This window comes from Kitasatospora sp. NPDC022856, from assembly GCF_055561235.1.
Genome location: NZ_JBVHHE010000068.1, coordinates 1 through 22,463 on the forward strand (window position 1 = coordinate 1; position 22,463 = coordinate 22,463).

General features: G+C 71.4%; 16 protein-coding genes and 1 pseudogene. 6 read left to right on the forward strand and 11 right to left on the reverse strand.

Translation table 11 applies throughout. The features are described 5' to 3' along the window. Positions 1-160: 160 nt before the first annotated feature. Positions 161-433, reverse strand: a complete 273-nt coding sequence (locus tag ACZ34W_RS36655; RefSeq protein ID WP_465610547.1) for a hypothetical protein — start codon at positions 431-433, stop codon at positions 161-163. On the opposite strand from ACZ34W_RS36655, the gene ACZ34W_RS36660 reads away from it, so the two are divergent. The 5 genes from ACZ34W_RS36660 (at position 426) to ACZ34W_RS36680 (ending at position 6,871) form a co-directional block, all read left to right on the forward strand. Then, positions 426-605 carry a hypothetical protein gene (locus ACZ34W_RS36660; protein ID WP_465610572.1) on the forward strand — a complete coding sequence of 60 codons (180 nt, stop codon included), beginning with the start codon at positions 426-428 and terminating at the stop codon, positions 603-605. The genes ACZ34W_RS36655 and ACZ34W_RS36660 overlap by 8 nt on opposite strands. 301 nt (positions 606-906) lie before the next feature. After that, positions 907-2,310 carry a serine/threonine-protein kinase gene (locus ACZ34W_RS36665; RefSeq protein WP_465610549.1) on the forward strand — a complete coding sequence of 468 codons (1,404 nt, stop codon included), beginning with the start codon at positions 907-909 and terminating at the stop codon, positions 2,308-2,310. Positions 2,311-2,466: 156 nt separating this feature from the next. Beyond that, the gene (locus ACZ34W_RS36670; RefSeq protein WP_465610551.1) at positions 2,467-3,261 is read left to right on the forward strand and encodes a 3-hydroxybutyrate dehydrogenase; all 795 of its coding nucleotides are present in this window, start codon (positions 2,467-2,469) and stop codon (positions 3,259-3,261) included. Between the two features lie 142 nt (positions 3,262-3,403). Continuing rightward, the gene (locus ACZ34W_RS36675) at positions 3,404-4,807 is read left to right on the forward strand and encodes an MFS transporter (protein WP_465610553.1); all 1,404 of its coding nucleotides are present in this window, start codon (positions 3,404-3,406) and stop codon (positions 4,805-4,807) included. A 96-nt stretch (positions 4,808-4,903) separates the two neighbouring features. After that, positions 4,904-6,871: a helix-turn-helix domain-containing protein gene (locus ACZ34W_RS36680; RefSeq protein WP_465610555.1), complete on the forward strand. Its 1,968-nt coding sequence runs from the start codon at positions 4,904-4,906 to the stop codon at positions 6,869-6,871. Between the two features lie 53 nt (positions 6,872-6,924). On the opposite strand, the gene ACZ34W_RS36685 is transcribed toward ACZ34W_RS36680, so the two are convergent. From ACZ34W_RS36685 to ACZ34W_RS36695, 3 genes are all read right to left on the reverse strand, one after another. After that, the gene (locus ACZ34W_RS36685; protein WP_465610574.1) at positions 6,925-7,533 is read right to left on the reverse strand and encodes an ATP-binding protein; all 609 of its coding nucleotides are present in this window, start codon (positions 7,531-7,533) and stop codon (positions 6,925-6,927) included. A 2,258-nt stretch (positions 7,534-9,791) separates the two neighbouring features. Further along, a complete protein-coding gene (locus ACZ34W_RS36690) occupies positions 9,792-11,924 on the reverse strand; it encodes a family 20 glycosylhydrolase (protein ID WP_465610557.1) in 2,133 nt (710 codons plus the stop codon). Between the two features lie 717 nt (positions 11,925-12,641). After that, complete coding sequence (locus ACZ34W_RS36695; protein ID WP_465610559.1) at positions 12,642-12,797, reverse strand: hypothetical protein; 156 nt, start codon at positions 12,795-12,797, stop codon at positions 12,642-12,644. A gap of 117 nt (positions 12,798-12,914) precedes the next feature. Here ACZ34W_RS36695 and ACZ34W_RS36700 point away from each other — a divergent pair. After that, a pseudogene (locus ACZ34W_RS36700) lies at positions 12,915-13,595 on the forward strand (ABC transporter substrate-binding protein); the annotation flags it as partial. Between the two features lie 655 nt (positions 13,596-14,250). On the opposite strand, the gene ACZ34W_RS36705 reads toward ACZ34W_RS36700, so the two are convergent. The 7 genes from ACZ34W_RS36705 to ACZ34W_RS36735 form a co-directional block, all read right to left on the reverse strand. Next, positions 14,251-15,114: a hypothetical protein gene (locus tag ACZ34W_RS36705; protein ID WP_465610560.1), complete on the reverse strand. Its 864-nt coding sequence runs from the start codon at positions 15,112-15,114 to the stop codon at positions 14,251-14,253. Positions 15,115-16,138: 1,024 nt separating this feature from the next. Continuing rightward, a complete protein-coding gene (locus ACZ34W_RS36710; protein ID WP_465610561.1) occupies positions 16,139-17,356 on the reverse strand; it encodes a sensor histidine kinase in 1,218 nt (405 codons plus the stop codon). Beyond that, a complete protein-coding gene (locus ACZ34W_RS36715) occupies positions 17,353-19,134 on the reverse strand; it encodes a sodium/solute symporter (protein ID WP_465610562.1) in 1,782 nt (593 codons plus the stop codon). The genes ACZ34W_RS36710 and ACZ34W_RS36715 overlap by 4 nt, the downstream gene beginning before the upstream one ends. A 22-nt stretch (positions 19,135-19,156) precedes the next feature. Beyond that, a complete protein-coding gene (locus tag ACZ34W_RS36720) occupies positions 19,157-19,537 on the reverse strand; it encodes a hypothetical protein (RefSeq protein ID WP_465610564.1) in 381 nt (126 codons plus the stop codon). A 99-nt stretch (positions 19,538-19,636) separates the two neighbouring features. Continuing rightward, entirely contained in the window at positions 19,637-19,930 is a 294-nt protein-coding gene (locus tag ACZ34W_RS36725) for a hypothetical protein (protein ID WP_465610566.1), read from the reverse strand. Positions 19,931-20,109: 179 nt separating this feature from the next. Next, a complete protein-coding gene (locus ACZ34W_RS36730; protein WP_465610568.1) occupies positions 20,110-20,913 on the reverse strand; it encodes a LytR/AlgR family response regulator transcription factor in 804 nt (267 codons plus the stop codon). Positions 20,914-20,961: 48 nt separating this feature from the next. Next, positions 20,962-21,393 carry a hypothetical protein gene (locus ACZ34W_RS36735; RefSeq protein ID WP_465610570.1) on the reverse strand — a complete coding sequence of 144 codons (432 nt, stop codon included), beginning with the start codon at positions 21,391-21,393 and terminating at the stop codon, positions 20,962-20,964. Between the last annotated feature and the right edge of the window lie 1,070 nt (positions 21,394-22,463).

Below are 22,463 nucleotides of genomic sequence, written 5' to 3' on the forward strand. Positions count from 1 at the left end.
ACAGCAGGGCATGGGGAGGTCCTCCTTGAATGGCCGCGGTTGCTCCGGCCCGGGTTCGTCGGGCCGTCAACTCGCCTCTCGCGGGCGAGCGTGACCATGTAGAGGAGGAGTGGCGGGCGGTACGCGGAACCCGGCCCGTTATCGAACGGTTACGGCGACATCAGAACACCGAATGGGCCCGAAGATCCGCCCCACTCCGGCGGGCACAGTTCTTCTGGCACAGGCCAAGGAGGTCCTCGCGCTGGCGGACCAGGCCGTCGAGACGGCGGCGCTCGTGCGCGAGGAACTGCTGCTGATCGGCAGCAGCATCGGCGGGCACCTCCTGCCGGCCCTGCTGGCACTGCGGCGCCTGGAGCCCACGGCGCACTTTAGGCCTCGCCGTCAGTACGGCGGACGAACTCGCCGAGGCGCTGAAGGAGGGCAGGATCGGCATCGGGCTGAGTGGCAGCCCGCTGACCCCCGGCGGGCACGAGTCCGAACGGCTCGTCGGCGAGGAGATGCTGCTGGTCTGCGCGGCCGACCATCCCCTGGCAGCCCCCCCGGCGACCTCTCGGGCGAGCTCTTCCTGCTGCGCGAAGGCGGATCGCAGACGCGCCGTCAGCTGACGAGCCTCCTGCGCACATGGGATCTGGCCGGTGCCCGAACCCTCGACCTGTGGGGCACGGAAGGCGTCAAGGAGGCCGTCCGGATCGGCCTGGGAGTGGGACTTCAGTGAGCTCCTGTGGCCGATCCCTCACATTGCCCGTCGCCCTGTACCGGTCCCAGGGCGGCCGGGTCGGCGGATGCCGGCCGTGTGCCGGGGTCGGGCCCCGGTGGGCCGGTCGGTAAGCTGATCGCACTGACGATTCACCACCACACCGACCGTCCGAACACGTTGGGGAATCTCGATGCAGAGAACGCGGGTCCATGACTGAGGCGGGCGCGCGAGCCACCGGGGCCGTGGTGGCCGGGCGGTTCGAGCTGAGGGAGAAGCTCGGCGCCGGCGCCATGGGAACGGTGTGGCGCGCCCACGATCCCACGCTGGACCGCGAGGTCGCGCTCAAGGAGATCCGCTCGGGTGACCCCGGGGACCCGGAACGCGCGGGCCTCCTGCGCGAGCGAACCCTCCGTGAGGCCCGGGCCCTGGCACGGATCAACCACCCCGGCGCCGTCACCATCTACGAGGTGCTGGACGAACACCCTCACCCCTGGCTCGTCATGGAGCTGGTCACCGGCCCCTCCCTCGAGTCGGTCCTGCGCGAGGGCCCGCTGCCCTCCGTCCAGGTCGCCCGGATCGGCCTGGACGTGCTCGCCGCCCTCGGCGCCGCCCACGCAGCCGGTGTCCTGCACCGCGACGTGAAGCCGGCCAACGTCCTGATCCGGCCGGACGGAAACGCCGTCCTCACCGACTTCGGCATCGCCGCGCTCCAGGACACCCAGACCCTCACCAGGACGGGCGATCTGGTCGGATCCCCCCCGTACATGGCACCCGAGCGGATCCGCGGCGGTGCGGTCGGGCCGGCCTCCGACCTGTGGTCCCTGGGCGTGCTTCTCTACACGTGCGCGGAGGGCCGCAACCCGATGCGGCGCGACTCCGCGTGGGAGACCCTCGTCGCCATCTGCGACGATCCACTGCCGCCGGCGCGGCAGGCCAGCAACGCGCTCACCGCGGTCATCGAGCGCCTGCTGACCAAGGACCCTGCCGACCGCCCCGCCCTCGACGAGGTGACCCGCCTGCTCACCGCCGCCGCCCAGCACCGGTCGGTGGCCCTTCCGGCCGCCGGACCAGGACCCGGCGCCGACCCCGGGGGCAGCGAGCCCCGGGCCGTCCCACCCGTCACGTCCCGCTCCGGCCAGCGCCGCGCCGGGTCCCGGCGGCGGCTCGTCACCGTGGCGCTGGCCCTGGTGGTGGTCGCCGTGGGCGCGTACACGGTGCCCCGGCTGATGAACAGGTCCTCCGACGCCGCCGCCCCGGCTCCCACCGCGCCCGCGACCGCCACCGCCACCGGCCTCGGCGGATGGATAGCGCAGCTGTCCGCCAGCCCGCACTCGGCGGACCTGCGCAAGCGCGACGAGGAACTGCTCGCCGTACAGAAGGAGATTCCCCGCGCCACGCTGATCAACAGCGACGACTGGGCCTCGCTCCAGCCCGGCTACTGGGTCATCCAGGTCTCCGGCGGCTTCGCGGACGGATCCGAGGCCTTGGCCTTCTGCGCCGAACACGGTCGCAGCAAGTGCATCGGCCGGTACCTCAGCAAGGACCCCGCCGACAGCCGCTACATCTGCCAGACCAACGAGGTCCCCGCCCCCGCGACCTGCCGCCGCCCCTGACATCGGCCCGGGACCGCGCGCGGGTTCCCGGGAGGCCCGCGCGGGATGCCCGGGCCCGGGGACACGGATCCGGTGGTTCCCACCACCACCGTGGAAGGAGCGAATGTGGAGACCTGCCACCTGCGCGTTCTCGGGTCCGGTTCCTAGGCTTCAGCCATGGAAGACAGCAAGAGTCCAGGCAGCATTGCCCGTGCCCCGGCGGGCGGCCCGTTCCTGGCCGGGCGCAGAGTCCTGGTGACGGGTGCCGCGAGCGGGATCGGACGGGCCTGCGCGGTGGCGTTCGCCGAAGCCGGTGCCCATGTGTACGTGGTGGACCTGGCAGCGGACGCGACCAAAGCGGTCGCGGAGGAGATCGGCGGCACCGCGCACGTGGTCGACCTCGCCGATCCCGAGGCCGTGGACCGCCTCCCGAACGACGCTGACATCGTCGTCAACAACGCCGGACTGCAGTACGTCGCACCGATCCACGAGCTACCGACCGAGCGGTTCACCCAGCTCCAGCGCGTCATGGTCGAGGCCCCGTTCCGCATCCTGCGTCGTACCCTGCCGCACATGTACCAGCAGGGCTGGGGCCGCGTGGTCAACATCTCCTCGGTCCACGGCCTGCGCGCCAGTGCGTACAAATCCGCGTACGTGACCGCCAAGCACGCCCTGGAAGGGCTCAGCAAGGTCGTCGCGCTGGAGGGCGCCGTCCACGGCGTCACCAGCAACTGCATCAACCCCGGCTATGTACGCACCCCCCTCGTCGAGAGCCAGATCGCCGACCAGGCCGTCGCCCACGGCATCGCACCGGCCGACGTGGTCGAGCAGATCATGCTGGAGCGCACCGCGATCAAGCGCCTGATCGAGCCCGAGGAAGTCGCCCGGACCGCCCTGTGGCTGTGCACCCCCCACAGCAGCTACATCACCGGCGCCGCCATCCCCGTGGACGGCGGCTGGACGGCCCACTGACCGCGCGCCCGTCGCGTTGCTCCGACCGCGTCGCGCACGCCCCGCGAGGGCGACTCCACCCGTCCTCGACACACAGCCATCGCCCCACGAACCGAGACCCCGTTGAACCGGCGCTCCCACCCACCCCCGGAACGGTGACACCATGGCCAGCCCCCACACCGCCGTGAACGCCCCCCGCCCCTCGCACAGACCAGGCGCGCTCCGCCGTGTGGTCGCCGCCAGCCTCATCGGCACCACCATCGAGTGGTACGACTACTTCCTCTACGGCTCAGCCGCCGCCCTGGTCTTCGGCCACGTCTTCTTCCCGAAGTCCGACCCGCTGACCGGCACCCTGCTGGCCTTCCTCACCTACGCCATCGGCTTCGCCGCACGCCCGGTCGGCGCCCTCGTCTTCGGCCACTTCGGCGACCGGATCGGCCGCAAGAAGCTCCTGGTCGTCAGCCTGCTCATGATGGGCGGCGCCACCGCCCTCATCGGCTGCGTCCCCGGCTACAACAGCATCGGTATCGCCGCACCGATCACGCTGACCGTCCTGCGCCTCGTCCAGGGCTTCGCACTCGGCGGCGAGTGGGGCGGCGCGGTCCTGCTGGTCTCCGAGCACGGCGACGCCGGGCGCCGCGGCTTCTGGGCATCCTGGCCACAGGCCGGCGCACCCGCCGGCAACATCTTGGCCGTCGGCGTCCTCGCGCTCATGACCACCGTGCAGAGCGACGCGGCGTTCCTCGCTTGGGGCTGGCGCATCCCCTTCCTCCTCTCCGCGGTCCTGGTCGGCGTCGGCCTGTGGATCCGGCTGGCCGTCGACGAGTCCCCCCTCTTCAAGGACGCCCTCGCCAAGGCCGAGCAGCGCAAGGCCCAGCACAAGAGGGAGCAGCCGCCGCTGCTCGCGGTCCTGCGCCACCACTGGCGCGACATCCTGGTCGCCATGGGCGCGCGGATGGCCGAGAACATCTCCTACTACGTGATCACCACCTTCGTCCTCGCCTACTGCGTCGGGCACCTCGGTATGGCGAAGCAGACCGCGCTGAACGCCGTCCTCATCGCCTCCGCGGTACAGTTCGCCCTGATCCCGCTGTTCGGCGCGCTCTCCGACCGGGTGGGCCGCAAGCCGGTCTATCTCGTGGGCGCGGTCGGTGTCGGGGCCTGGGCCTGGGTCTTCTTCGGGCTGCTGGATACCAAGTCCTTCCCGGCCATCCTGCTCGCGGTCACCGTCGGCCTGGTCTTCCACAGCGCCATGTACGCCCCGCAGGCGGCGTTCTTCTCCGAGATGTTCGCGACCCGGATGCGCTACTCCGGCGCCTCCATTGGCGCCCAGTTCGCCTCGGTGGCCGCCGGCGCTCCGGCCCCGCTCATCGCCATCGCGCTGCTTCAGTCCTACGGCGACTCGACCCCCATCTCGCTCTACGTCACCATGGCCGCAGTGATCACGGTGATCGCGGTGCTCGCCGCCCGCGAGACCAGGGGCCGTGACCTGACCGAACTCGACGACACCGACGGCGACGCGTCGGGCCACATAGCCCGGACCGAGACCGCAGCCGCCCCCGTCTGACGCCCGTGTCGGCCCCTCATCTGAGAACCTGGAGGCGGAGGGGCCGGTCACCGGTCCCCCTCCGCCGTTGCACTTCTCCGGCTCATCGGACCCGCCATGCACCCACCGCAACAGCCTGCACTCCCCAGCTGCGCGCGACTACTCGAAATGCTGGCCGGCGACGCCCCCGCCGAAGAGTTCGGTGCCCTCACCGCAGCGGCCCGAGCCGCCGGGGCCGACACCGACACCCTGGCGGAGCTGGAACAGGCGACCGCCACCGCCCTGCGCATCCGCGGCAGACTGCGCCAGCACCGCCGCAGGGAGCGCGAACTCACCGCGCTCTTCGACACCGCCGGCGACCTCGCCGCCCTGCGCGACCTCGACGCCGTCCTGCAGTCCATCGTGCACCGGGCCCGCCTGCTGCTGGGCACCGACACCGCCTACCTCACCCTCCCCGACGAGGAGGCGGGCGACACGTACATGCGGGTCACCGACGGATCGGTCTCCCCGGTCTTCCAGAGCCTGCGCCTGCAGCTCGGCGTGGGCCTCGGCGGCCTGGTGGCCCAGAGTGCCCGGCCGTACGCCAGCACCGACTACCTCACCGACACGCGGTTCCACCACACCGAGCGCATCGACGGCGGTGTCCGCGACGAGGGCCTGGTCGCCATCATCGGGGTACCGCTCCTGCTCGGATCCGTCTCCGACTCGGGCGGCAAGGTCATCGGCGTCCTGTTCGCCGCCGACCGCACCCCGCGAGAGTTCTCCACCGACGAGGTCGCCCTCCTGTGCTCGCTCGCCGACCACGCCGCCATCGCCATCGACACCGCCAGGGCCCTCGCCGACACCAGGGCCGCGCTGACCGAGCTGGCCGAGGCCAACGCCGCCGTCCGGGCTCACGCCGCCTCCGTCCAGCGCGCCGAGGAGGCACACGACCGGCTGACCGACATCATCCTGCGCGGGGGCGACCCGACCGATGTCGCCACCGCCGTCGCCGCGCTGCTCAACGGCGCCGTCACCATCCACGACGGCGACGGCCGGGACCTCACAACCCCGCCGGGCACCGCCGGCCCGGCGGCACACCCGCCGGTTCCCGCCGAACTCCACCAGGCCGTCGAGGATTCCCGGACGGCAGGCCGGGCCGTGCTGCGCGACGGCGACTGGATCTGCGCCGTCCTCGCTGGCTCGGAGCTCCTGGGCAGCCTCGTGCTGCACACCCCCACCGACCTCGATGCCGCCGACCGGCGTCTCCTCGAACGCGCCAGCGTCGTCGCCGGCCTCATCCTGCTGCTGCGCCGATCCGTCGCCGAGACCGAGAACAGGATCCGCGGCGAGCTGATCAGCGACCTCCTCACCAACCCCGACCGCGACCCGGCGGGCCTCACCGCACGAGCCCGGCGCCTCGCCATCGACCTCGACCGACCCCACCTCGTCCTCATCGCCCAAACAGTCGAAACCGTCCGCGAACGACTGGCCTCCGCCGCCCGCCAGTACCTCTTCGCCGCCGACGGCGCCAGTGCCCAGCACGCCGGAGCCACCGTGCTCCTCCTGCCCGACGACGGAACACCCCCCGGTGAGGCGGCCCGCCAGGCCGCCGCCCGACTCACCGAGCTCACCTGCGCCCCCGTCACCGTCGCCGCGTCCCTGCCCGCCGCCGGGCCGCAAGCAGTCGCAGCCGCCCACACCGAGGCAGCCCGCTGTCTGCGGGCCCTTCTCCTCCTGGGCCGTACCGGCGAAGGAGCCTGCGCCACCGACCTCGGCTTCCTCGGGGTCCTGCTCGGCAACAGCCACGACGTCGACGCCTTCGTCACCCGGACCCTCGGGCCGCTCCTGGAGTACGACGCCCGCCGCGGCAGCGCCCTCGTCCACACCCTGATCGCGTACTTCGGCTGCGGCAGCAACCTCACCCACACGAGGAACGAGCTCCACATCCACGTCAACACCGTCGTCCAACGCCTCGACCGCGTCCAGGCCCTCCTCGGCCCCGGCTGGAACAGCCCCGATCGCGCGCTCGAACTCCAGGTCGCCCTCCGGCTCCACCTGCTGTCCGCCCACCGCCCACCCGAGAACGACGGCCCGTCCCCCTGAAACCGGCCCCGCCCTCCGCCCGCGATGGGGCGCGTACCGCCGGGCCGCGAGGGTCAGGGCGTCGCCGGGGCAGTGCCCAGGCCTGCCCGAACCCGCCGCCCCCGGGGACCGATGTGAACGTCGGTCCACTGCGCCAGCGCCTCGACGATGGTGAGGCCGCGGCCGTGTTCGTCCGGATCGACCTCGGGGTGCTCCCCACAACGGTCCGCACGTCCGGAGTCGGACACCGTGATCCGCAGCGTCGCCCCTTCCCGGTCCAGAAGCACCGTCATGTCGCGGCCCCCGTACCGGGCGGCGTTCGCGGCCAGCTCGCTGACGATCAGCTCGGCCGATGCGAGCGTGTCCTCGGGAAGCCGCCAGCGCGCGAGTACGGCCGACGCGAAGTGGCGGACCATCGGAACCCAGGAAACCTCGGCGGGTACGGCCAACAGAGCCTGCTGGGTCGGGGGGACGCGGCCGCAAACGCCACTCGGGGGCTCCCCCACCCTAGGGGAGACCACCGGCAGGATCGGGCGCGCCGTACCCGACAGGGGCGGCCCGCCGGGCGCCGAGACGGGCGGGTAGGACGTGGGTGCCGGGGTCAGGACGCCGGCCACGGTGGATCCGCTCCATGCCGCGCATACCTCTGGGGCTGCGTCCGCGGACCAAGGGTATTGGCACATGTCTGCGCCTCCGGTTCTTGCTGCCGGCTCAGGGATGAGCGGTTGTGCGATGACGCCGTCCACGGGCGGACCTGTGCAGTCGCTCGGACTGTCAACCGGCCCGCGCACCTTGCGCCTTGACTCAGGCTGTCGGCGATCGCCGACGGATCGCGCCACTCCTCAGGGAATCCTCGCGGTCCGTCCGGTCGCGTGACGGCAAGGCCTGCGCTCCCTCGGAGCCGTCGTCCTGATCGTTCGTACAGTCCTGTTTCCCTACCGGAATCGCCGGCCGGGGTGAAGAAACCGCTACCTGCACGGGACTTCTGGTGGTGATCTCAGACTATGGATCCCAGGACCCGTGACCTATGGGCCACAGCCACATACTCCGCACGGCCCCTGCATGTGACGTGCCCATCCGCGCCAGCAGGACGCCCGAATTCCCCCGGCAACGCGTCGCACGACGTTCGGACAGCACGGTCCTCAGGCCGTTGACCGTTCATGATCCCGCTACCGCCTGCCAGGAGCAGCACCTTTCCTGCGACCGACGGAGGCATCCGGGCCGAGCTCGGAAGTCCGTCGATAACGTTTCTGTAGCGGCGCGGGATCGCGCCGGGCCACGGCTCTCTTCTCGGCGGCAGGCTCCTGTGGAACCCCGATACCCAGCAGGTGCACAAAAGGAGAGCGATGCGAGAGTCCTCAGCGCCCTGGGGTGCCTTCGTGCGCCGTGGCGCGATGCCACCGCAGGGCGCACAAGGAGTCGGTCCCCTCCCGATCGACGAGAACGACCGTCCCACGTCCACCTGGTTCACACCGGCGTCCGGCGACCGCCGCGCTGCCGCTGACGCGGGAGGCCGCGGGAGCACGCCGCGACGGCGCACGTTCCTCCCCGATGCACACAGGGGCACACCCGCCGGGCAGGTGCTGATGGCGCTGCCCGAGACATGCCGGCGGGAGGTCCTGCGAGCTGTGGCACACGCCGCCGGCCGGCGCCAGATCCCGTCCTCGGAGCCGACCGGAGCGACCGACCGGAGCCCGACCGATGACCCCTGGCGAAGACACGCCGAGGGCATTGCCCGACAAACGTGCCGCCGCCTCGCCGCCTTGTCCGACGAGGGTGGAGCGGACCTCGAACTGCTCTGTGCTTCCTGCTCCTGCGCAGCCCCGGTGAGGGAACTCCCGCCCGGCCGGGGGGAGCACGAGCCCACGGTCACGCTCCACTGTGCTCCCACCTCAGGTCCCGCCGGTCGGCAACCGCGCTCCCGCCACGTCATGCGGTGGGTGCTGACGCTCTCGGCGGCCGCTCTCGTCGGTGGCGCCGCATCCGTCTACCACAACACCGCTGCGGGTGGGGCGCCCCGGCCCAGTACCACCTCCGTCCCCCGAGGCGCGACCGACCCGGCAGCCACATCGACCGCGTCCACGGCCGGCAACACCACGGAAGCGGGTAGCAGCTCCGGTTCCGCCTCCCCGGCCGCATCGCTCCTGACGAAGGGTCCGCAGGCGGACACCGGAGCGGCCACGCCGCCACAGGCGCAGCCCCCGGCACCGACCAGAGGCATCGGGCCGCCAACGTCCCCCGGCGGATCGCCCGTCGATGCCACGCCGGGCTGGTCGGCCCAATCTCCCGTTCCCTCCCGGACATCGCCCTCACCGGGCTCCGCCGAGACGCCCGCGCCGTCGTCGCCGGCGCAGACCGGCCCACCGAGCAACCCCGCCTCGGGCAGCCCGGCCGAACCCTCCGTGATGGCCACTCCCTCGCCCTCGCCGAGCTCCGCCGAGACGCCCGCGCCGTCTTCGCCGGCGCAGACCGGCCCACCGAGCAACCCCGCCTCGGGCAGCCCGGCCGCACCCCCCGCACTGGCCGCGCCCGCACTCTCGCCGAGCCCCACCCAGACGCCCCCGGCCACCCCGCCCCAGACCGACACCTCCGGGCCGACCGGGGCCTGACCCTCCGAGCCGACCAGCGCCGGCAGCCGGCGTAGACCTGCAGAAGTCCGTCCATGCCGCACAACCGCATCTGTGACCCGCCGTCCGGAGCCCTCGATGCGGCGCCCGACAGCATGTCCTTCAAGGCCGTCGGGTCGCTGTGAGGAGCTCGCGAACCGTCGTTCGAGCCCCGCTGAGTGTCGCCCGTCCGACCGAGCCGCTCAGCGCGTCATGAGGCCCTTCGGCGACGTCGGACGCGGGATGTGAGGCACGGCGGGGCAGAGTCCGGGCCCCGCTCCGGACGGAGAAGTCCGTCCGGAGCGGGGACCGGGTGGTGGCCCGTGGTGAGAGGGTCAGTCGATCGTCCAGTGCTGCAGGGCGGAGTCGGCGTCGGGCTGCTGGGTCGCCTTGGCGCCCTTGGCCGCCGAGGCGGCGGTGAGCGCGAGCCCGGTGCTGGCGGAGGTGATGGTGTACTGGTCGAACCTGGTCAAGGTGGCCTTCCAGCGCTGGGCGGTCTGGCCGTTGCACGTCCGCTGGACGACGGTGGCGCCGGCGCCACCGGTGGCCTCGGCGCACTTGCCGGAGCTCTTGTTGGTCATGGTGTAGGTGCCGTCGGACTGCGCGGTGATGGTCCAGGTCTGGGCGTCCGCGCGGTTGGGCGTCCACATCACCAGGTCGGAGCCGTCGGACGAGGAGCCGGCGTTCTCCAGGGCGACGCCGCCGGCCTCGATGCTGTGGACGCCCTCCACTGTCCTGACGACGCCGAGCCAGGGCACGCCCGGGGCGGGGTTGTAGGCAATGCCGGCGGCGGCCCAGCGCTGCCCGTGCTGGGCCAGCCGCTGGCGGAATCCGTCCCAGCCGCGGACCGACTGGGGGCTCCAGCCGACCTCGGCGATCGCGGGCAGGCGGGGGAAGCTCATGTAGTCGGCGTAGGCCTGGGGTACGGGCCAGCGGGTGTTCGAATTGGGGTAGCCGTTACTGCCCTCGTAGGCCCGGTCGGCCCAGAGGGCGGCCTCGACGCCGGCGATGCTCTTGGAAGGGACGATGGGACCGGTGCCGTCCATCTTGCCGGTGACGGTCGCCGGGTCCCAGTCGTAGGACCGCTGCACCGGCACGTAGCCGGCCCCGGTCCAGTGGACGCCGTAAGGGGTGGAGACGTCGTACTGCATGTCCAGGTAGGCGTGGTCGGACGGGGACATCACGAACTTGGCACCCTGGGCGACCCCGTTGCGCACGAAGCGGATGCTGTCGGTCTCCTTCCCCGTAGCGATGCTCTCCCGGTCCTTGTCCTCGCCCCAGTACTCCAGGAGGCTGCCGGCGGGAATGGGGGCCTGGCCGAGCTGGTGCCAGGCCATCACGGTCTTGTCCCGCCCGACGGTCGCGTCGGTGGCCGCCTTGACGTAGGCGGCGTACTGTTCCGGGGTGCCGACACCCGTCGGGATCTCGTCGCCGCCGAGGTGGATGTAGGGGCCGGGGGTGAGCTCGGCCACCGCCTTGATGACGGTCTGCAGGAAGGTTTGCACGTTACCCGCGTGCTGCCCGTCCAGACAGTAAAGGCTGATGCCGACGTCGAAGCCGGAGTAGGGCGCCTTCGCCTTGTCGTCGCAGTTCAGTTCGGGCACCGAGGCCAGGGCGGCGTCGGTGTGGCCGGGGCCGTCGATCTCGGGCACCACGGTCATGAAGCGGGAGGAGGCGTAGGCGACGATCTCCTTGTAGTCCGCCGCGGTGTAGTACCAGTCGGTGCCGCCGGTGAACCCGCTCTGCGTGCTGGCGCCGATCTTGGTGAGGTTCGGCAGGGCGTCGATGGCGATGCGCCAGCCCTGGTCGTCGGTCAGGTGCAGGTGCAAGGTGTTGATCTTGTAGGCGGCCGCCTCGTCGATGTAGCGCTTGACCTGGTCCACGGGGAAGAAGCGGCGGGCGACGTCCAGCATCACGCCGCGGTACTCGTACCGGGGCGAGTCGGAGATCTTCGCGGGCGAGACGGTCCACGCACGGGACTGCTTGGTGCGGGACTCTACCGCGGCCGGGAGCAGCTGGCGCAGGGTCTGCACCCCTCGGAAGAGGCCCTCGGCCCCGTGCGCCCGGAGGACGACGCCGTCCTTGCCGGAGGTGAGGGTGTATCCCTCGGCGCCCAGGCTCTTGGGGCCGTTGGGGTCCAGGACGACGGCGTTCTTCGGCGCATTCGCGTCCTTGACGACGCGCAGGTCGTAGCCGGTCGCGGGGGCGAGCAGCTTGGAGAGGTAGGTGCCGACGCCGATGGCCGCCGGGTCCTTGGAGAGGACGGAGATCCGGGTCTGGGGAGTGAGGGTGAACCCCTGGCCGCCGACCGCCTGCTGCGAGACCGGCAGTGGCATGAGGGCATAGGAAAAGGTGGAGGGTGCGGGGGGAACGGCCGCAGCCTGGGTGACGGTGGCCGCGAGCGGGAGGGTGAGGGCGACCGCGGCGAGAACGGCGAGGCGTCGGCCTCGCCGGTACGAGCGATGCATGGATGACTCCTTCGGACAGAAAGGGAAAGGGACCGCACACGAAGGTGCGTGGCCAGGGGTGCGATCCGCACCGGCGGTGAGAGACGACACGCGGAGGCGAGGGCAACGGGTGCCAGATCGCCGGGGTTCGCCCAGGCAACGCTGTGCCGGAGCACACCGTCGCCGGAACCGTCCACCGCACGACGCCCGGGACCGGCAGCGGAGGCACGACGCAACTCGCGGAGAACACAGATGCTGCTTGAAGATGCGCCAACTATGCACTGTGTGAACAAGTTCAATCATGAAGGTGCCAGGGGGGTTTGCGGAATGTCAAGTCCTACCTGGTCGTAGATCTGTCCGTTCGCGGACGGCTCCTGCCACAGCGGCTACCGAGTCGTTGCGGAGCGCGCAAGTGCCTCCGCCACCGTCGGATCGACGACAGGCGGCCCGGGTCCGATCGGAGACGTGACGGGTCCTCACTCCCTCATGTCACCGGCATGGTGCCGGCGCTCAGCCCGTCACGGGAACAGTCGATCACGTGACTCGGCCGCCTTGCCACGCGTCGTCCCCCGGGGAACACTCCGGGTGCCAAGCGGCGCCCGGAGCAGCCCCCGAGGACCGCTCCGGAGGCGCCCGCTGCCCGCCTACGCCGGTCCGCGTCCCCCGGGACGCCGGCCGGCGCCAGAAATGAGCCCGCGTGGCACCGGCCGGAACTGACCCGAACCGCCGGAGCACCCGTCAGGCCGACGGGGTGGGGCGGGCGTCGTACAGGCCGGCGCGGATGACCTGTTGGGTCGACGTCGGCTGCCGCCACTCCAGCCACGGCCTCCCGTCGGCCTCGATGACCGCGTGGGTGGTGTGGTGTCGCGGACGGCCGTCACCGCGGTACGGCACGTGCAGACCGTCCGGGGTGCCAGATGGGGCCCGGCCGCCAACCGTCCCCCCGGCTTCCCTCCTGGAGATGTCGTGGCCTCACTCCGAACGCTCGCCCTCACTCTCTGCTTCTGCCTCGGTGTCGTGTCGATCGGCTGTGACGCGGCGCGCGTCAAGACCTGTCCGGAGTCGTTCGCCGAGCTGCTCGAGCCGGAGTACAAGGGCATGGCCGCGCTGAACGGCCAGAGCCCCAACACCGCCGGATCGGCGTTCGCCGCCGTGTACGCCGCGGCTCTCGCCAACCACGGCTCGTTCGACGACATCCAGCCGGGCATCGACTACTTCGGCCGACTCGCCGCGGCGGGCAACTACAACCTCGGAAACCCCCTACCGGAGTCGATCGTCAGGGGCGAAACGCCGATCTCCATCAGCTGGGACTTCCTCAACCTCCAGCGCATCGACGCCCTGCGCGGCCAAGGCGTGGACTGGAAGGTCTCCATTCCGTTCGACGGCAGCTTCTCGCTGTACTACGCCCAGGCGATCAACAAGGACGCCCCTCACCCGGCGGCGGCCCGGTTGTGGGAGGAGTACCTCGCCAGCCCAGAGGGCCAGAACCTGCGGCTCGCGGGGTTCGCCCGCCCGGTCCAGATGGAGGCCATGGCCAAGGACGGCACCCTCGACAGGAACCTTGCCGCCATGCTGCCGACCGTGGAGGGCACACCGACTTTCCCCAATCCGGCGCGACTGAAACAAGCCCGGCAAGTCGTCCGGGAGAACTGGGACAAGGTCGTCCCGCCGAAGCCCGCCCCTCCGAAGTGACGTCCGCCGCCGGACTCGGCAGGCTTCGGGCCCGCCTTCTGGAACTCCTCGGCGGCCCGCTGCCGACCTCTCCGCACGGAACGAGAAAGGGCAGCCCGAACGACGACCCTCCGGGACGGCGTGACGTCGGAAGAGCGGGAAGCCTGGCTATCCGTCAGTACTGCAGCGCACAGCATCAGGCGGACGGGCAGGTCGAGCGGGGCCGGCGAGGACTTCCGCACGGCCTGCAGTCACCATGGGCAGGTGAAGCGGGGCACCGGCTCGGTGACGGCGAGGCGGCCGAATCGGACCACCGGTCAACCGTTCAACCGTTCAACGCGGAAGCACAACCGCGTGTCTCAAGCCCGCCCGTGACGCCTTCGATGCGGACTTCCATCGGCTGGAATGGTGCCGCAAGGAGCGAACTCACGGCCGGCGCCGGTGACCTGATGCCGTCAAGCAGCCGTGCCATCGGGGCCGGTGGTCCGCCGAACCCCGATGCCCGCCGTCGCAGCCCGTCGCCGCCGGATCGATCGTCCTCGCGTGGTGCGCACCGCCGACGATTCGCCGGCGGCCGGCATCACAGGCACCCGGCGCCGCCAGCGGGTCTCCCCACGACCAACGCTGTGGACTCGCAAAGGATCGGACGCCATGGGCGCAGCAGCGTCGTCTCGGTTCAGTACTTGGACTGCCAGTAACCGAACTGGCGGAGCGGGTCACCGTCGAGCGACCACGGCCAGGCGGTGGCCACGTTGCCGAGCCGATCGAAGGTCTCGGCGCTCTCACGCGCGCGGCCTGCCTGGACCAGGGCGAAGGCGAGGAGGTTCAGATCGGCCAGGGCAGCCGCGTGCCGCAGGTGGCCGGGGCGGGGCCAGTCGACCAGCGCCGTGTCCAGGACCTGGGCGGCGCGCTGGTGCGCCCATCGACGACGGGCCAGCAGTGCTTCGATACTGCCCCGGGCGACGATGCGGGCGTGCTCGTCGACCAGTGCGGTCAGCTCCACGCTCACGGCCGGCGCGTTGGGGGGCACCGCGGCCCGAACCGTGTCCACGAACTCCATCTGGCTGCCGCGCGATCCGCACTCCTCCGGCGAGAGGAAGCGCAGCATCTGCAGGTGGGCCTCGCGGTTCCACGGGTCGCGTGAGGTCACCTCGTGGAAGACGGCGAACAGCTCGCGCGAGCCCGCACGCATCACGCGCAGGATCCCGAGCAGCGCCACCCAGGGGGTCGGGTCGTCGGGGTGCGCGTCGGCGGCGCCGTAGCAGCGGTCGGCTGCGGCACGGGCGTCCTCCATCTGTCCTGTGTGACGGCCGCGGACCAGTTCGACCCACGCCTCGAACAGCAGCGGGTTCGCGTTGTGAGGGTGGCGCAGCCGCCAGAATCGCGCGAGCGAGGAGGGCGCGGCGGCCTCGGCGAGGACGGCCACCCGGTGTGCGCGGCGGTCCCAGTCCGTACCGGCCTCCTGGAGAAGCCGCTCGACCTGGTCGATGCGAATTGCTTCCTGGCCCGGCATTCCTTGGGCAGTCAGCTGTCTCCGCACACGTCCGAGTTTGACGTCGTCGAGTTCCGGCAGCAACCGCGGGCCGGACGCGCGAAATCTTCGAAGGATCGACACGTGACGAAGCCTAGGTCCCCAGTCGAATTTCAGATAGCCCTTGGAGTGGAATCGTTGTACCTGAGCAATTCCAGCGACCGGTCCGCCCTGCAGGCGAACCGCACCCGGGCGCGGCAACTGGTACAGGCGGCCCGGCGGCGAAGGGCAGCCAATACCCCGTGAGCGCGCCACCTGGGCGGGGCAGCGTTGACACCGGGCGGCCACCTTGACGCAGGCAGGGAGTTGACCATGATGTGGCACCGGGACCCCGGCGCCCGGCAGGAGGTGCCGATCAACAGGTCACGGCAGGCTAACAGGTCTTCAATTTCATTACACGCGGTCACTTTCTGTTCGGCTCGGTACTTCTCTCCGCATTCTGTCGCCCCAGGAAGTCGGGATGTACCCACAGTGCTTCTTCAGATTGTCGGCAATCGTCAGAATGAAGGGGGCATGGCAGGGCGGATCCGCCTGAGTTCCCCGGCCGCCTGGCGGCGGGCGATGTGACTTACGACGTGGGGACGACGTCGACGATGACCTCGGTCCGTGCGAGGTAGTCGGCGCCGACGAGCCGGATGCGCACGTATCGTCCGGTGGCCCCTACGGGGAGAGTGATCTGGTTCGGTGCCTGGCCCTGGACCCACGGTTCAGGACCCGCACGTCCCTGATCGCCCTCACGGAGCCGAGGTCGACTACCGCGCAGTCCAGCACGATGGAACAGCACAGCCTGACACACTCAATAGGCCGAGCCACCGCGTGAGGTGATCGCGTCGGTCCGAAACGGTGGCCCTTTCGATGCCCGACGAGGACCGAGACCGGCTCTGCCCTCTCGACGCGGGATCGATCGCCGTCACGGAACGCGTCAGCGTGAACAGACCGAACTGTACGTCCTCCCGGCCGGCCCACTGCGCGTCACGGACGGCGCGGGCGTCCGCCGGGCGTCTTCGAGGACCGCAGTCGGAGGGCGTGACGGTCAGGGCCCACCGCCGACGGTCCGGTGGACGCCCGCCCGGTACTTGGGAAATCGGACGGTGATCTTCATCCCCGCACCCACGGCCGTCTCGATGACCAGTCCGTGGTCGTCGCCGTAGACCTGCCGCAGGCGTTCGTCGACGTTGCACAGGCCGATGCCCGACGCTCTGCCCACCTCTCCGGCGAGGATGCCGCGCAGTTCCTCCGGGTCCATCCCGATGCCGTCGTCCTCGATGGTGACCACTGCCTCGGCGCCGGCGTCCTGGGCGGAGATGGAGATCCGGCAGTCGTCCCTGGAGTCCTCGAGCCCGTGCTTGACGGCGTTCTCCACCAACGGCTGGAGGCACAGGAAGGGCATGGCGACGGCGAGTACCTCGGGGGCGATCTGGAGAGTCACCTTCAGCCGGTCGCCGAAGCGGGCTCCGGCCAGTGCCAGGTACTGCTCGATGCAGCGCAGCTCGTCGGCGAGGTGGGTGAAGTCACCGTGCCTGCGGAACGAGTAGCGGGTGAAGTCGGCGAATTCCAGAAGGAGTTCGCGGGCCTGTTCGGGGTCGGTGCGGACGAAGGACGCGATGGCGGCGAGTGAGTTGAAGATGAAGTGCGGGGAGATCTGAGCACGCAGGGCGCGGATCTCTGCCTCGATGATCCGGGTCCGGGAGCGGTCGAGCTCGGCGAGCTCCAGTTGCACGGACACCCAGCGGGCGACCTCGGTCGCGGCCCGAACGAGCACCGCCGATTCCCGTGAACCGTAGGCCACCAGCGCGCCGAGCACGCCCTCCTCGCCGGTCAGAGGGGCTATGACGGCCCAGCGAAGGGGGCACTCGGGGTCGTCGCAGCCGGTGAACACGCTCTGACTGCGCCCCGAGTCGAGGACGTCGGAAATGCGCGACATCACCCGCGGCGGGTGGTGGTCGGCGCCACGTCCGTCCCAGGCCAGGACGGCCTCACGGTCGGTGAGGCACAGGGCTTCGGTGCCGAGCAGTGAGCGCAGTTGGCGGGTGGCCTTGCGAGCGGTGTCCTCGGTGAGTCCGGCACGCAGGGGCGGGGCCGCGAGGGAGGCCGTGTGCAGGGTGTGGAAGGTCGCCCGCTCGACCGGGGTGCCTAGGTCGAGGTCGGGGCCGGAGCCGCTCCGTGCGCTCGCCCGGCCGAGCCAGAAACCGCCGGCGGCGAGCACGACGGCCGTGACGGCGAAGAGGGCGACGAGGGCGGCCGCGGTCATCGTTGCCTCCTGGGGGCCATCGGGTCGGGGGCGTCGTCTCCGCTGCTCCGCCGTTGCCCGCCCTCGGGCTGCGGGCGGCCCAGCATGTCCTCGGGGAGGTGAAGACGAGCCAGGATGGCGGCGGCTCCGGCCGGGACGTGCCGCGGTGTCGCGAGGGACACCAGCACCATGGTGAGGAAACCGAGCGGCACCGACCAGACGGCGGGCCAGGCCAGGAGGGTGTTGATCCAGCCCTCCGGGACGACACCGGCCCGGGTCGCCAGAACTGCGCTCAGGGCCGCACCTCCTCCGGCGACGAGGCCGGCCGTGGCGCCCGGCGGTGTCAGCCGGCGCCACCAGATGCCGAGGACGAGCAGCGGGCAGAAGGAGGACGCCGAGACGGCGAAGGCGAGCGCGACCGCGTCCGCGACCGGTACGTGGGTGGCGACGACGCTCAAGACGCACGGAACCACCATGGCGATGACGGTCGCCAGACGGAAGTACCGGACGGCGGGTGAGGGAAGCACGTCCTGGGAGAGGACACCTGCGACGGACATGGTCAGCCCGGAGGCGGTGGACAGGAAGGCGGCGAAGGCACCGCCGGCGAGCAGCGCGCCCAGCAGCTCCCCCGTCACTCCCCCGATCACGTGCTGCGGCAGGACGAGCACGACGGCGTCGGCCGCGCCGGTGAGGGCGAGCTCGGGCGCGTAGACCCGGCCGAGGGCGCCGTAGACCGGCGGCAGCAGGTAGAAGGCTCCGACGAGCGCGAGGACGACAAGGGTGGTACGACGCGCGGCCTGCCCGTTGGGGCTGGTGTAGAACCGGACCGCGACGTGGGGCAGGCCCATGGTGCCGAGGAAGGTCGCCAGGATCAGTCCGTACGTGGCGTACAGCTGGTAGCCCTCGCGCCCGCCCGCGAGGGGCTGGGACCAGAGCGGAGCGGTGCCTGTGGCGGCCCGCTGGGGGACCTCGGCGCCACTGGGGAAGGACAGCTGGGTCGCGGCGTTGATGCGGTGCGTCCCCTCGGCCAGCGTGATCCGATCCCCGTCGTACCGGTCACCGTCGACACTGCCGACGACACCTACGGTCAGGGGTTGTTCCAGCTGGACGCGGACGGTGTTGTGGACCCGTACGACGGCGTGTTCCCGGAAGACCGCGGGAGCGTCGAACCTGACGCGGGGCGCGTCGTCACCGAACCAGGCGGCGGCGAGGAACAGTGCGGGTACGAGGAGCGCGGTGAGCTTGAGCCAGTACTGGAAGGCCTGGACGAAGGTGATGCTGCGCATGCCCCCGGCGGCGACGACCGCGGTGACGACGACCGCGACAACGAGCCCCCCGAGCCATTCGGGTGCGCCGGTGAGGATCTCCAGGGTGAGGCCGGCGCCTTGGAGCTGCGGCAACAGATAGAGCCAGCCGATACCGAGGACGAACAGGCTGGCCACCCGGCGTACCGCGGCCGATTCGAGCCGGGCTTCGGCGAAGTCGGGGATCGTGTACGCACCGGAGCGGCGCAGCGGGGCGGCGACGAGAACCAGCAGGACGAGGTAGCCGGCGGTGTAGCCGACCGGGTACCAGAGCATGTCCGGGCCCTGGAGGAGGATCAGCCCGGCGATGCCGAGGAAGGAAGCGGCGGAGAGGTACTCGCCGCTGATGGCGGCGGCGTTCAGGCCCGGCCTGACCGTGCGGGAGGCGACGTAGAAGTCCGAGGTCGTGCGGGAGATGCGCAGCCCGAGCGCGCCGATGAGGACGGTTGCCAGGACGACGAGGGCAACGGCCGTCACCGCGTAGGTCTGATTCACCGGAAGGTCCCCATGGGTGTGTTCAGCGTCCTTCGACGAGCCCGGTGAAGTCGCGCTCGTTGCGTTCGGCCCGGCGGACGTAGCGGCGGGCGATGAGCCACATCACCGGGTAGACGGCCACGCCGAGTACCGCCCAGAGGAGCGGGTCGGACGGGGCGAAGGAGCCGAGCGCGGCGGCGGGGAGGGCGAACAGCAGTGGGAGGGTGCCGACGAGGAGGAGGAGCGTGCCGAGCGCGTACAGGGCTGCGCGCAGTTGGCTTCGCATCAGGGAGCGGACGTAGACGTCGCCGAGGGCGGTCTGCTCGGTGATCTCGCTGCGGGCCGGACGGTCGCGTGGCGGGCGGCGGACGCGTCTGGGCACGCCGGTGACGACCTCCCGGCGGGGTCGGTGTTCTGCAGGCATCGCGTCCGCTCCCGAATCTGGTGGCGGTCCTCCCGGGCAGCTGCCCGGGAGGCTTCGCAGCCTACAGAGCGGCGACGGAAGAAGGTAGGTTATGGGCGATTACGTCCCGTTACCTTCTGTCGGCTCCCGCGCCTGCGCGTCCCGGGTGGCAGCCAGAGCGATCTCCAGTTCCACGAACGACTCCTCGGCCCGGCGGAAGGCGACTTCGAGAGCCGCTTCCGCGTGGGGGCCGAGGAGGCCGCGCGCGGACCCCTCGATCTCGTCGAGGACATCGGCCCAGCGACCGGCCGCGGCCTTGGCCCCGGCGAGGAGCGCGGTGACGTCGTCCGGGCGTGAGGACCGGATCCGCGCCAGCCCCCGGAGCTCGTGCAGCAACGCTTCCATGTCGGACATCCGTCCTCCTCCACCCGTGTGATGATCAAGGGTAGAAGGGGGCGGGGGCCCGGACCATCGATTCGGGCTGCTGTTCGGCCAACGGACCCTTCGCGTCGCCGGACGTACCGGTCGGCACGGCGGGCGGCGTCCGGCGCGCGCCGGACGGCGGCCGAGCGCCGGGGAACGGACGCCGGAAGTCAGCCCCGTGCTCGGCGCATCAGGAGATCGCGCAGCTGGCGGGCGTGGCGGCGGCTGACCGCGAGTTCCACCGTTCCCACGCGCACGGTGGTGGTCCCGGAGTCCAGCCGCAGTTCATCGATGCGGCCGAGAGCGACGAGACGGCTGCGGTGTATGCGCACGAAGCCGCGGGAGGACCAGCGCTCCTCCAGCGTGCCCAGGGGGATCCGTACGAGGTGGCTGCCCTCGGCCGTGTGCAGCCTTGCGTAGTCGCCGTGGGCCTCGATGTAGGCGATGTCACCGACCGCGATGAACCGGGTGACCCCTCCGAGTTCCACCGAGATGTACTCGGCCGCGTCGTCGGCCACGGAGGCTCCCGTGGCCCGGGGCCGCGTCTGCGCGTCCTCGGCCGGGGCGGGTTCCTCGCGCGCGGACTCGGCCAGCTCGCTAGCCCGGCGCACCGCCTCCGACAGGCGCTCGCGCCGGACCGGCTTGAGGACGTAGTCGACCGCCTTGAGGTCGAACGCCTTCACCGCGAAGTTCTCGTGAGCCGTGACGAACACGATCAGCGGAGGGCGGGCGAACCCGGCGAGGAGCTTGGCCACGTCGAGCCCGGTCAGTCCCGGCATGTGGATGTCCAGGAAGACCACATCGATAGCGTCCGCGCCGTCGGGTCCGGCGTCGAGCGCCCGGCTGATGCGGCGCAGCGCTTCAGTGGCGTCGGTCGCGCCCTCGGCGCTGTCGACCCTCGGATCGGAGCGCAGCAGGTACAGCAGTTCCTCCAGCGCGGGCTTCTCGTCGTCGACGGCCAGTACGCGCAACATACCGCCCATTTTACGGGCGCAGCGGGGGGCGGGCCACGGACGCCGGGCTCACGTCGTTCCCCGCTCCGGCGCGAGCGGCCCGGAACACCCCGCACGGATCGCCCGCGGTCCGGGGACGTCGGCTTCCGGCAGGGGGCCGAAGCGAGGGAGCTCTATCAGACGGCAGCCGCACCCGCGCAGCCGGTCGGCCACGTTCAGGGCCTCGCCGTCGTCCAACGCGAACACGAACAGGCCCGGGATGAGCAGCGTGGCGATCCAACCCCCCTCGATGTACCGCACGAGGCGTTCCAACTGCGGGAGGCCGTCCACCGGCCGCCGGCCGTTGTCCAGGTATTCGGCGGGCTCCGGCAGGCAGTTCCGGTGGGCGAGCCATCCCAGCGCACGGCGATGACACTCCATCCCCGTACTGTCATAGGGGTAGCACCGCAGATACATGGCAGTCCGTACATGACCGACATCCTGTCGGGGGAACGTGAGCATGCTGTCCTCACCTTCTCGTCTCAGGACGTGCCGCCGTGCCGACGGATCCGTTGTCCGGCTGCTGCGCGACAGGCGGTGAACCGGTCGGCATGGTGGGTGCGAACACGATCAGATCAGCCGTTGCCTTCCGTACGCCGAGTGGGCCCCAGCGGTCCCCGCTGCGCCTGGGCGGTGGATCCGGGGTCGCTTCCCGCTCCGCGGACGGACACCGAGCGGGGCGGCCGTACTGAACCTCGTCCGGGGTGGGGCGTGGCGGTCGCACCGGTACGTGCCGGCGCCGTCGGGGCTCGATCGCCGGTCGCCTCCGTGGCCGTCGCCCTTTGCCGACCGTTTCGCCGCGGCCTGCGGTCCATCCCAGCCCACGAGGCCCCCCGCCGATAGGCGTCGCGGTGGGGCGTGCGGCGAACGGTCGCACCGTGCGGCCAGCGGTCCGCCGAGCGGTCGAACGGTGCCGGCCGGGAACCTGGAGCGATGTCGCTGTAACCGGACGGGACCGGTGGGTGAGCCCGCCCGCCGAAGACACCGAACGGGCGTGCCGACACCACCGCTCGCCGCTTCACCACCAGCGGCTTCGGGGCAACTGCCGGCGGCCGGGCAGCCCCCATGCCGCTCCCCCGGCGCCGGGCCTGGTGGCCGCCGGGGAGCGGACCGCCGGCCCGGGTCGCTGCGGCCGCTCGGGGTCTCTACGGCCTCGCGGCAGGCGCGGACCCGCGTTCGACGGCTTCGTCGCTCCGTGCGGGAGGCGTCTCGCGACGATGTCGGGGCAGGCGCGGTCGGCGGTGGCGAATTCCCTTCTGCGGGCGGGGAGTCGGCAGGGGTCCCCCGGCTCCTGACTGCCGAGTTGCCCGGCCGTGACAGGAGGCTTCCGGGCTGGTGAGGTACCCGGGGTGGTGCGGAGGCGGTCCCATGGCCGGTGAGGGCGAGGTTCGGCTTTGTCAGGGGCGCCTCTGTGCGGGGAACTTGGGGAGCTGGGCTTGGATCAGGCTCATCACCGAGCTGTCGGCCAGCGTGGTGGTGTCGCCGATGTCGCGGCCCTCGGCGATGTCGCGCAGCAGGCGGCGCATGATCTT

Bases quoted from the DNA above. Each gene is read 5' to 3' on its own strand.
- ACZ34W_RS36655 (WP_465610547.1), bottom strand. From the start codon at position 433: ATGCCGATCCTGCCCTCCTTCAGCGCCTCGGCGAGTTCGTCCGCCGTA.
- ACZ34W_RS36665 (WP_465610549.1), top strand. From the start codon at position 907: ATGACTGAGGCGGGCGCGCGAGCCACCGGGGCCGTGGTGGCCGGGCGG.
- ACZ34W_RS36670 (WP_465610551.1), top strand. From the start codon at position 2,467: ATGGAAGACAGCAAGAGTCCAGGCAGCATTGCCCGTGCCCCGGCGGGC.
- ACZ34W_RS36675 (WP_465610553.1), top strand. From the start codon at position 3,404: ATGGCCAGCCCCCACACCGCCGTGAACGCCCCCCGCCCCTCGCACAGA.
- ACZ34W_RS36680 (WP_465610555.1), top strand. From the start codon at position 4,904: ATGCACCCACCGCAACAGCCTGCACTCCCCAGCTGCGCGCGACTACTC.
- ACZ34W_RS36685 (WP_465610574.1), bottom strand. From the start codon at position 7,533: ATGTGCCAATACCCTTGGTCCGCGGACGCAGCCCCAGAGGTATGCGCG.
- ACZ34W_RS36690 (WP_465610557.1), bottom strand. From the start codon at position 11,924: ATGCATCGCTCGTACCGGCGAGGCCGACGCCTCGCCGTTCTCGCCGCG.
- ACZ34W_RS36710 (WP_465610561.1), bottom strand. From the start codon at position 17,356: ATGACCGCGGCCGCCCTCGTCGCCCTCTTCGCCGTCACGGCCGTCGTG.
- ACZ34W_RS36720 (WP_465610564.1), bottom strand. From the start codon at position 19,537: ATGCCTGCAGAACACCGACCCCGCCGGGAGGTCGTCACCGGCGTGCCC.
- ACZ34W_RS36725 (WP_465610566.1), bottom strand. From the start codon at position 19,930: ATGTCCGACATGGAAGCGTTGCTGCACGAGCTCCGGGGGCTGGCGCGG.
- ACZ34W_RS36730 (WP_465610568.1), bottom strand. From the start codon at position 20,913: ATGTTGCGCGTACTGGCCGTCGACGACGAGAAGCCCGCGCTGGAGGAA.
- ACZ34W_RS36735 (WP_465610570.1), bottom strand. From the start codon at position 21,393: ATGCTCACGTTCCCCCGACAGGATGTCGGTCATGTACGGACTGCCATG.